The 9175-nt window shown below is 25.2% G+C and carries 11 protein-coding genes; 5 read left to right on the top strand and 6 right to left on the bottom strand.

What is annotated here, in order from left to right:
* Positions 1-229 precede the first annotated feature (229 nt).
* Complete coding sequence (gene thyA, locus ASHG_RS00610) at positions 230-1093, bottom strand: thymidylate synthase (protein ID WP_040396804.1); 864 nt, start codon at positions 1091-1093, stop codon at positions 230-232.
* A 71-nt stretch (positions 1094-1164) separates the two neighbouring features.
* Entirely contained in the window at positions 1165-1413 is a 249-nt protein-coding gene (locus ASHG_RS00605; RefSeq protein ID WP_040396803.1) for a GlsB/YeaQ/YmgE family stress response membrane protein, read from the bottom strand.
* Positions 1414-1571: 158 nt separating this feature from the next.
* Between ASHG_RS00605 and ASHG_RS00600 the strand changes: the two genes are divergently transcribed.
* From ASHG_RS00600 to ASHG_RS00590, 3 genes are read left to right on the top strand one after another with little or no spacing between them, the layout of a single operon-like run.
* The gene (locus ASHG_RS00600) at positions 1572-2285 is read left to right on the top strand and encodes a response regulator transcription factor (RefSeq protein ID WP_040396802.1); all 714 of its coding nucleotides are present in this window, start codon (positions 1572-1574) and stop codon (positions 2283-2285) included.
* A complete protein-coding gene (locus ASHG_RS00595; protein WP_040396801.1) occupies positions 2266-3582 on the top strand; it encodes a sensor histidine kinase in 1317 nt (438 codons plus the stop codon). Before ASHG_RS00600 ends, ASHG_RS00595 begins: the two co-directional genes overlap by 20 nt.
* A 45-nt stretch (positions 3583-3627) precedes the next feature.
* Positions 3628-5025, top strand: coding sequence for a hypothetical protein (locus ASHG_RS00590; RefSeq protein ID WP_040396799.1), 1398 nt, complete (start codon positions 3628-3630; stop codon positions 5023-5025).
* A 36-nt stretch (positions 5026-5061) separates the two neighbouring features.
* Here the strand turns inward: ASHG_RS00590 and ASHG_RS00585 are convergent, their stop codons facing one another.
* Together ASHG_RS00585 and ASHG_RS00580 are read right to left on the bottom strand one after the other, a co-directional pair.
* Positions 5062-6135 carry a TIGR04086 family membrane protein gene (locus tag ASHG_RS00585; protein ID WP_040396798.1) on the bottom strand — a complete coding sequence of 358 codons (1074 nt, stop codon included), beginning with the start codon at positions 6133-6135 and terminating at the stop codon, positions 5062-5064.
* A gap of 159 nt (positions 6136-6294) precedes the next feature.
* Positions 6295-7227 carry a hypothetical protein gene (locus ASHG_RS00580; RefSeq protein ID WP_040396797.1) on the bottom strand — a complete coding sequence of 311 codons (933 nt, stop codon included), beginning with the start codon at positions 7225-7227 and terminating at the stop codon, positions 6295-6297.
* A gap of 170 nt (positions 7228-7397) precedes the next feature.
* Here ASHG_RS00580 and wrbA point away from each other — a divergent pair, with 170 nt between their 5' ends.
* Positions 7398-7988, top strand: coding sequence for an NAD(P)H:quinone oxidoreductase (gene wrbA, locus ASHG_RS00575; protein ID WP_040396795.1), 591 nt, complete (start codon positions 7398-7400; stop codon positions 7986-7988).
* 37 nt (positions 7989-8025) lie between these two features.
* On the opposite strand, the gene ASHG_RS09460 is transcribed toward wrbA, so the two are convergent.
* The gene (locus ASHG_RS09460; RefSeq protein WP_262359283.1) at positions 8026-8154 is read right to left on the bottom strand and encodes an LDCC motif putative metal-binding protein; all 129 of its coding nucleotides are present in this window, start codon (positions 8152-8154) and stop codon (positions 8026-8028) included.
* 72 nt (positions 8155-8226) lie between these two features.
* Complete coding sequence (locus tag ASHG_RS00570) at positions 8227-8718, bottom strand: macro domain-containing protein (RefSeq protein ID WP_040396794.1); 492 nt, start codon at positions 8716-8718, stop codon at positions 8227-8229.
* 173 nt (positions 8719-8891) lie between these two features.
* Between ASHG_RS00570 and ASHG_RS00565 the strand changes: the two genes are divergently transcribed.
* Positions 8892-9164, top strand: a complete 273-nt coding sequence (locus ASHG_RS00565) for a YkvA family protein (protein WP_040396792.1) — start codon at positions 8892-8894, stop codon at positions 9162-9164.
* Positions 9165-9175: the final 11 nt, after the last annotated feature.

Genomic DNA, 9175 nt, shown 5'->3' with positions numbered 1-9175 from the left:
TTATTTTCTATTATGTCTTTTTGAATTTTTTTAAATTCTTCATCACTTATATGTTCTTTGTCGTTTATCCACCATATTTTATTTAAGTAAAAAACTTTAATTTTTAGTTTTTCGCCCAATTCTTTGGCAAGAGTCGATTTTCCGGAACCTCCGGATCCAATTATAGTTATTTTTTCCATAATTCCTCCATACCGATTGACTATACTTAAAAAATATTTAATTTCAATAATTATAAGGCAATATCAATATCATATTTTGTATTGTCCGGATAGTAATCTATCAATTTAAAATCATCAATTGTAAAATCTTTAAAATCTTTTATATCAGGATTTATTTCAAGCTTTGGCTTACTTTTTTCATCTACTTTAACTTCCATTATTTTTTTAACTGTTGGTATATGTTTTTTATAAACGTGATAATTTTGAATAAAATGTACAAAATTTCCAGCCTTTAGACCAGTAACTTGTGCAATCATCCTAAGTAAAACATAATATTGAAAAGCATTTATTCCACCAGGAGCTGCTGCTGCCAAAAAATCTCCACTTCTTTGAATTAGAGTAAGATTTAAATAATCCCCACTTACAGTCCACATAGTTAAAAAGGCACAAGGAATTAAAGTCATTTCAGCCATATCATCTACATCGATCAAATTCATAATCAATCTTCTGTTTAAAGGATTATTTTTTATTTGGTCAATTAAACGATCAATTTGATTTGTCATTTTTCCTGTTTCTGGTGATTTAAATTTTTTATTTATTTGATAACCATACGCTGTACCCAGATTACCCTCATCATTTTTCCAAGAATCCCAATAATTAACTTTGTATTTATTTTTCAATAAATTTACATCATTTGACCTATCTTGATAAATCCACAAAATTTCTTTAATTGCAGATTTCCAAGCTATTTTTCTCAAACTAATTAGAGGTACTTCTCCCTTCTCATATCTAATTATTTGTTGGGGTAAAAATTTTGTATAAGCACTTTCACCATCTTCCCAAACTGGTCTTACCTCTTGGTTTAGTTTTTCTTCATCGTATCCATTTTCTAAAATTTCATTTGCTACTTTTATATATTTTTCATTTACATCCATAAAATTATTATATCATTTACATATTTAATCACAAAAAAAGACTGGCTTTTTAGCCAGTCAAAATTTTTTTATTATTTAGTTTTTTTTGTAATTAAATTATAGATATAAATTAAGATTACAGATCCTAAAATTCCTGCAATTAAGCTTCCTACAAATCCTGATGATACACTGATATTTAATAATCCTAATATCCAAGAACCTATTGCTCCACCTACTATACCTACAACTATATTTGCGATTGCTCCCATTTGAGCATCTGTTTTCATAATCATGCTTGCGATCCATCCGCAAAGAGCACCTATTATAATTGAACTAATCATATTAATCTCCTTTTTTATTTTTTGTTTTTTCCTACATTTTTATTATACCCAACTTTTTTTAAATCTATCATATTTTTTTATTTATACAAAATTACTACCAATTGAAAAGATATATTTATTTAAAATAGTAAAGTATAATTGTATAGAGAGGTGAAAAAATGAATAATATAAATATACTTATTATAGAAGATGAAAAGGGAATTTCTAAAATAATAAAATCATATTTGGAAAAGGAAAATTATAATGTTTTTCAAGCTTTTGATGGTAAAGAAGGCTTGGATATTTTTGAAAAAGAAAATATTGATTTAGTTTTATTAGATTTAATGATTCCTAAAATTTCCGGCGAAGATCTTATTAAAGAAATTAGAAATAAATCAAATGTTCCAGTAATAATGGTTACAGCAAAAGTAAGTGAAGATGATATAGTTAATGGTCTAAAACTTGGAGCAGATGATTATGTTACAAAACCTTTTTCTCCAAAAGAGCTTATGCAAAGAATAAAAACTGTTTTGAGAAGAATTGAAAAATATAATATGCCAAGAGCTGATATTATAAAAACTACTGATAATAGACTTGAAATGGATCTTGAATACAATAGATTTTTCAAAGATGGAAAAGAAATTTTTCTTACAAAAAATGAATTCCAAATTATTAAAACTCTATTCTCAAATCCAAATAAAATTTTTACTAGAGAAGAAATAATTGAAATCACTTTTGGATTTGATTATGATGCTTATGATAGAGCAATTGATACTCACATTAAAAATATTAGACAAAAAATTGAAGATAATCCAAAAAAACCATCTTATATAAAAACAATTTATGGTATGGGTTATAAGTCTGGTGGTATCGATGACAACTCTTCGAAATAAAATAATAAGAAACTTTATAGCAGGTATTTTTGCTTGCATACTAGTTTTCTCTATTGCTATTTCTTATTTAATTAATGTTTATACCAAAAATTTTATTGATACTACTGAAGATATAAGACCTAGTCAAATAAAAAAGCAATTTGAAAATCTTATTACAGACAATGATCCCTATACTATAAAAGAAAGACTTGGTAAAATATCCCAAAATTTAAATGTTGATATTGAAATATTAAATAAAAATAATGAACCAATAATGAGGTTTAAAGGAAGAGATGATAATAAAAATGATATAACTGCTAGTAAGTCATATGATATTTTTAATCCAAATGTTAATGATTATATGGGTCAATTAATTATCACTTATGGTACTGGAGAATTTGCTGCAAATGAGCTAATGACAAATATTAAAAGTTCTATTTTAATCGCTGTTTTAATTTCTATCACTATTGGAATTATTATAGCTTTGATTTTATCTACTAATATAACAAACCCAATCAAGCAAATTTCAGATGCAACTTTAAAGATTAAAGATGGTGATTATAATATAAATTTAAAGGATAGCAAAATTATAGAACTTGAAAACTTACAAAATAATATTAAATATTTATCAATAAATTTAAAAAATCAAAAATTTGTAAGAAAACAATACGCCCAAGATATTTCTCACGAACTTAGAACACCTATTACAAACTTACAACTTTATATAGAAGCAATAAAAGATGGGGTTATTGACGCAGATGAGCAAACCCTATCTTCTCTATTGGAAGAAATTCATAGACTTGAAGGACTTGTTGTAAATTTAAATAAATCTTTTAATGATAATTCTGAGTATTTAAAAATAAACAAAAAAGAATTTAATTTATCAGAGCATATTAATTCATTATTGGATACAGTAAAACCGAGACTTAACAAACTTGATATTTCTTTGATAGAAGAAATAAAAGATGGAATAATAATAAATTCTGATAAGGATAAGATAAGTCAAATAGTACAAAATTTAGTTTCAAATGCTATAAAGGCTATAAAAGATGACGGCTTAATTAGGGTTAGTCTTAGCGAAGATAAGAATAATATATACCTAATTGTAAAAGACAATGGTGTTGGAATTAGTGATGAAAAAAAAGAAGCTATTTTTGAAAGATTTTATAGAATTGATGATGCTAGAAATACAAAATTAAACGGTCATGGTTTGGGGCTTTCAATTACCAAAAATTTTGTAGAAAGTTTAGGTGGTAAAATTAAATTAAAATCAAGACTTGGAAAAGGATCTACTTTTTCCGTAATTTTGCCTAAATAATTTTGAATCATAGGTATTTTCTGATATATTATATTAAGGTGAATTATGAAAAGAGAAAAAAATAGATCTAGAAATAAAAATAAATCTGCATCAAGGCATAAAAATATTAAAGTTAGAAAAAAAGATATAAAAATTAGATCAAAAGATTCAAATATAAGAAAAAGATCAAAAACTAGATTAAAAAAACAGAAAATGATTTATTTGAGAAGAAGAATTTTACTTCTTCTCTTATTGATTTTTATATTGTTTTTCTTGGTAAATTTAATTATTAAAAGGATAAACCGATATGAATCTGATTCTTATCCAAAATTTAGAGACCAAGTTATGGAATCAATTACACAAGATATTTTCATAGCAAATACAGAAGATAGATCTCTCACAAGCGCTGAAAAAATATCTGATTTTAATAAATTGAATGATTATATAATTAGAAACTATGCTATAGATAATAACAACGAAGACAGTTATAATACTTTGATAGACCAAACTGAAATTTACAAAAAAAGAATTAAAAATTGTAGATCTGACCAGGAATTCTACGATATAATCTCCTCTTATCTTTCTTTATTGCAAGATAATAGGACAAAAATAATTGATAAAAAAACATACCAAATGATTTTTCCTTACTATAAAGAAAAAAATAAATCTCCAAGGTCAAAAAATTTGGGAGATGCTCAAGTCGTAAATAGATATAAAAGACTACTTGGTAGAATGAATGAAAAAAAAGAATTAGAAATAAAAGAAAATAAAAATATTCTAGAAATTTATTTACCAAACTTTGATTCAAATAATATAAATAGAGATAAGGAAAAATTAAAAAATGTTTTATTAAATAATCCAAATATACAAAATATATTTATAGACTTATCTAATAACGAATCCATTGATGATAAGTACGCGAATGAAATTCTTCCTTTACTTATTCATAAGGATTATGCATTAGAAAAAATAGTTTTTTATAGGGGAAATTTATTAAAACAAAGTCTAGCCTATATGAAAAATAATAAAGATAAACTAAATACTAGGTCATCTTTTGTTAAAAATCAATCCATTAAATTTCCAGAAGATACAAAAGAAATCAATAAAGATTATTATATGTATTATGATCAAATTAGGATTAATATAAATAAGGACAAAGATATTGGAAATAAAAAAATATATATTCTTACAAACGAAAATACAAAAAATGATCCAATAAGATTTGCAAATATTCTAAAAACTTCTTCAAATGCTTATATTGTAAAAAACGGATTTGAAGGAGAACAAAATCAAAATGATATAATATATAATTTAAGATCTGATATATTTAAATTAGATCATTCTGGACTTTTAATATCAATCAACTCTTCAAAAAGTTTGAATGAAGATGATAAATTTATAAAATATAATCAAACAATAAACTCTTCTAATCCTATTAAAGAAGTTTTAAAAATTATAAAATAAAAAAAATCCTTGAGGAAATTCTCAAGGATTTTTATTTTACAAACTATTAACGTATTGTTCACCGACTTTTGCTGTATAAATTTCTATTGCAAGACCTACGATTAAAAATACAAATACTAAAATAGCACCAACAGAAGCTTTATTTGTTGCAGATTCTGCACCATCTTTTGCTTCTTCTACTTTTTTATTTGCCTCTTTTTTAGCATCTTCTAAACCATTTTTAGCATTTTCTATTTGTTCACTAGCTTCTTTAGATGCTTTGTCCATGCCTTCATAAATATTATCTACAGCCTTATCACTTTCTTCAGCTGATAGAGATGAATTTTTGTAAACTTCATCTTTTATAGTTTCTTTATCAACTGAATCAGTAATATCTTTAGCTTTTTTCTCTAATGATTTTGATAAATCATCAAAAATTTTATCAGAATCTTCAGGATTTGTTGCAAGTTTTTTACCTGCTTCTAAAACTTCATCTTTAGATTCGCCTAATTGTGATTTTAAATAATCTGGTTGTAACTCTTTAACATCAGTTTCACTTAAAGTATCATCAATATTTTTTTCAAGATCTTTAGTATCAACTTCAGTAATTGAATCAGCAACATTTGAAAGAATATTACCAGCTCCATCAGCTGTTGTACTTGCTACAGTTCCAATAGCATTTCCTGCAGTATCAGCTACAGCTTTTGTTGCATTTCCTACAAGTCCTAGCGCAGAAGAAATCATGCTAGTTACTAAACCAAATAATAACATGATTGACAAAGCCCAACTCATAAATCCATGAAGTAAAGATTGACCTTTTGAAAATGCTCCAGAAATAAATCCAGAAACTGCAAAAGAAATAATAAGAATTATAACTGTTGAAATTCCTACTCCTATTCCCATAGATGAAATAGGATTTTCATTATTTGGTGAAAAAATTCCAAGACCAAGAGCTGTTACAATTAAACTTAAAACTGTAAAAACAGCTGCAAAAGAAATTGCTCCTGCTATGATTGATCCCCAAGATATTGAATTATCTCTAGAAAAATCATCAACATGTCTTTCTCTTCTTTTCTCTCTTATTTCAGTAGATTTTTTTCTACTATTATTTTCATTATATTTTTCGCTCATTTTTCCTCCTTATGAATAATAAAATATAAATTTTAATACAAAATATATTGTACTACAAAATAAAAAAAATATCAATTTTATTAAAAATAACTTGTATTTTTATAATTTTATAATACAATTGTTTAATTTTCTAATATTTTTCCTAAATAAATTTAAATATTAATTTTCTTTTTTATATTTGTATAAATTTTGAGCTTGTTCTATCTCGAAAATCATATCTCTTCCCTTTAACATTTTCTTGATATTTTTAACATCCAAAATCAAAACATCATAAGCTATAAGTTCATTTTTAGATTCTTCTTTTAAAAATGAAGTATTAATCACAAGAACAGGTCTTACTCTTTCATCTTTTAAATTTTTAAAATTTTGGGCAAGTTTTTTTGCAAATCCCTTATCAATATCTCTTTTTGATTTATAATCTCTAATTTCAATTGCATATTTTTTCTCATCTTTTTTTGCAAACAAATCAAACTTATTGCTTCTTTCAAAATCTTCTTGGTAAGGCTCAACCCAATATTTAGAATTTTTAAGTGCCTTTGAAATTAATTTTTGATTAGTTAAATCTTCATTTAACATTCTAAGAGCATTTAATAAATTTTTAGGTTTAATTTTAAAAATTGCAGTAGTTTTACTCTTATCCTTACCTATAATTTTTTCATCGAAACCAACTATTAGATCTTCGACAATATTAAAACTTCCATGGGCAATAGCATTTCTAATGTGTCTTAATAAAGATTCTGTTTTAGTTTCCCCATCAGATTGAGTCAAAATTAATTTTTGAGAATTTATACATATTTTTCTTTTATATTCTTCTACTATATTTTCATCTATATTTTCTGTAAACAAACAATCTTCATCTCTTAAATTCATATAAGTCATTATTTCAATAAAAGTATAATAATCATATTCCTTGTTAGAAATAAGCTCGTTTGATTTTGATTGAATAGAAGAAATATCTGGCACATACCACAATAAATAAGAAATAGCTTCCCACATGTCTGTTGGCATTTTAATTGGAATTTCTTTATGTATTATTGAATATTCTGTAGGATTTTTACATTGGTCTTTTTCAAATTTTTCAGTTAATTCCATATCTTCTCCTTTTAAATTAGCTTATTATATTTTTACCCAATAAATAAAATACTTCCCTCTAGTCAGAAGAAATAATAATATAAATAAAAATCAATTGTTTAATCTTAACAATATTAGTTATATCTATGAGGATTATAAAGACAATTAAAATTAAATAAAAAGGAGATAAAATGAATCTTGCAATAATATATTATTCACAAACAGGCCACAATTATCAAATGGCAAAATGGGCCAAAGAAGAAGCTGAAAAAAATGGAGCTGAAGTTAGACTTGTAAAAGTAAAAGAATTTCTTGATGAAAGTGCAGCTGAAGAAAATCCTGCTTGGAAAAAATATTTAGAAGACTCAAAAAATATAAAAGAAGCTACATCTGATGATTTAATTTGGGCCGATGGAATTATATTTTCAGCACCAACTAGATTTGGAAATATCCCTTTTCAATTAAAAGCATTTTTAGATGAACAAGGAGGAGTTTGGGCAAAAGGTTCATTAACTAATAAAATAATATCTGCAATGACATCTGCTCAAAATAATAACGGTGGACAAGAAGGAACAATTAAAACAATTTATACAAGCGCTGCTCACTGGGGAGCAATAATTGTTCCAGTAGGTTACACTGATGATTCTATTTATGCACAAGGTGGAAATCCTTACGGAGCAAGTGCAACAGCAACTAACGAAAGTTTTGTAAACGAAATTGAACAAGCTGTAAAAGCACAAGCAAGAAGAGTAGTAGAAGTTACAAAAAAACTTGTAGATTAAAAACATAAAAAATGACCCGCCAAGGTCATTTTTTTCTTTATTTATATTCTCTTTTGTTCATTGAACAACAATCTAATTTTTCATTTCCAAAAGACTTTTTATTTTCTTTTGCTAGATTTTTCAAGAATTTTTCCCATCTATTTTTAATTGATTTAAAAATTTTCATATAAACTCCTAGATTATTTTGTGTTACTTCTCTACATAATTATTTATACCGGAAGCAAATAAAATATTCAAGTCATCCCATTATAAAAGAAAGTATATCTTTTTTATATGTTGATAGGTAAACATTCATTTCATTTTCTTCTAAAAATTCATCAATAGTATTTTTTGCAATAAAAAATGCTTCTTTTTCAGGATATCCATAAATGCCAGAAGAAATTAAAGGAAAGGCAATTGAATTTATTTTATTTTTTTTAGCAAGTTCTAGAGCATTTCTATAAGCATCTTTTAAAATTTTTTGACAAGCCTCTTTATAATTTTCATTATAAATAGGACCTACTGCATGAATTATAAATTTCTGATAAAGATCAAATCCATCCGTAATTACTGCTTGACCTGGTTTTATTGGTGATAATTTTTGGCAAGATTCTTTTAGCTTTTCTCTTCCAGCTTTTTCAAAAATTTGCCCACAAATTCCCCCACCTTCAATTAAATCAATATTTGCAGCATTTACAATAGCATCCACATTTAATTTTAAAATATCTAAATTAACTACTTTTAATGTCATAAAAACTCCTTTCTAATATTATAACTTGAAATTTAAAAAAATCATAATATACTATTATTGTAAGATATATTTAAAATTAGATTTTAATATATTTAATTTACAAGTAGGTTTTTTCTAGTATAATTAAATTGGAAGTTAATATTATTAATATAAAAAGAAAGTAAGGGAAAAGAATGAAAAATAAATTTTCAAAAATCACAAATTTTATACCGGTATATTTTAGGGCTATGAAAGATAAAAATACTCCAAAACTTGCAAAATTTTTGGGACTTGGAGCTATTCTTTATGCAATAATGCCTGCCGATTTGATAAATGATATGATTCCATTTTTAGGAATTTTGGATGATGCTATTGTCCTTCCATTTTTAATTTATATAACAAGCAAAATGATTCCTGACTCTGTAATGAACAAGGAAAAATTAGAATATATAGAAGAAAATAAATAAAAAGACCCCTC

The organism is Anaerococcus senegalensis JC48 (assembly GCF_000321005.1).
Taxonomy (GTDB): domain Bacteria; phylum Bacillota; class Clostridia; order Tissierellales; family Peptoniphilaceae; genus Anaerococcus; species Anaerococcus senegalensis.
Note: the sequence above shows the minus strand (reverse complement) of the source record. Positions and strands in the feature narration are given on the sequence as shown.

Coding starts and splice junctions, on each gene's coding strand:
- thyA (WP_040396804.1), bottom strand. CDS start 1,093: ATGGATGTAAATGAAAAATATATAAAAGTAGCAAATGAAATTTTAGAA.
- ASHG_RS00605 (WP_040396803.1), bottom strand. CDS start 1,413: ATGATTAGTTCAATTATAATAGGTGCTCTTTGCGGATGGATCGCAAGC.
- ASHG_RS00600 (WP_040396802.1), top strand. CDS start 1,572: ATGAATAATATAAATATACTTATTATAGAAGATGAAAAGGGAATTTCT.
- ASHG_RS00595 (WP_040396801.1), top strand. CDS start 2,266: ATGACAACTCTTCGAAATAAAATAATAAGAAACTTTATAGCAGGTATT.
- ASHG_RS00590 (WP_040396799.1), top strand. CDS start 3,628: ATGAAAAGAGAAAAAAATAGATCTAGAAATAAAAATAAATCTGCATCA.
- ASHG_RS00585 (WP_040396798.1), bottom strand. CDS start 6,135: ATGAGCGAAAAATATAATGAAAATAATAGTAGAAAAAAATCTACTGAA.
- ASHG_RS00580 (WP_040396797.1), bottom strand. CDS start 7,227: ATGGAATTAACTGAAAAATTTGAAAAAGACCAATGTAAAAATCCTACA.
- wrbA (WP_040396795.1), top strand. CDS start 7,398: ATGAATCTTGCAATAATATATTATTCACAAACAGGCCACAATTATCAA.
- ASHG_RS09460 (WP_262359283.1), bottom strand. CDS start 8,154: ATGAAAATTTTTAAATCAATTAAAAATAGATGGGAAAAATTCTTGAAA.
- ASHG_RS00570 (WP_040396794.1), bottom strand. CDS start 8,718: ATGACATTAAAAGTAGTTAATTTAGATATTTTAAAATTAAATGTGGAT.
- ASHG_RS00565 (WP_040396792.1), top strand. CDS start 8,892: ATGAAAAATAAATTTTCAAAAATCACAAATTTTATACCGGTATATTTT.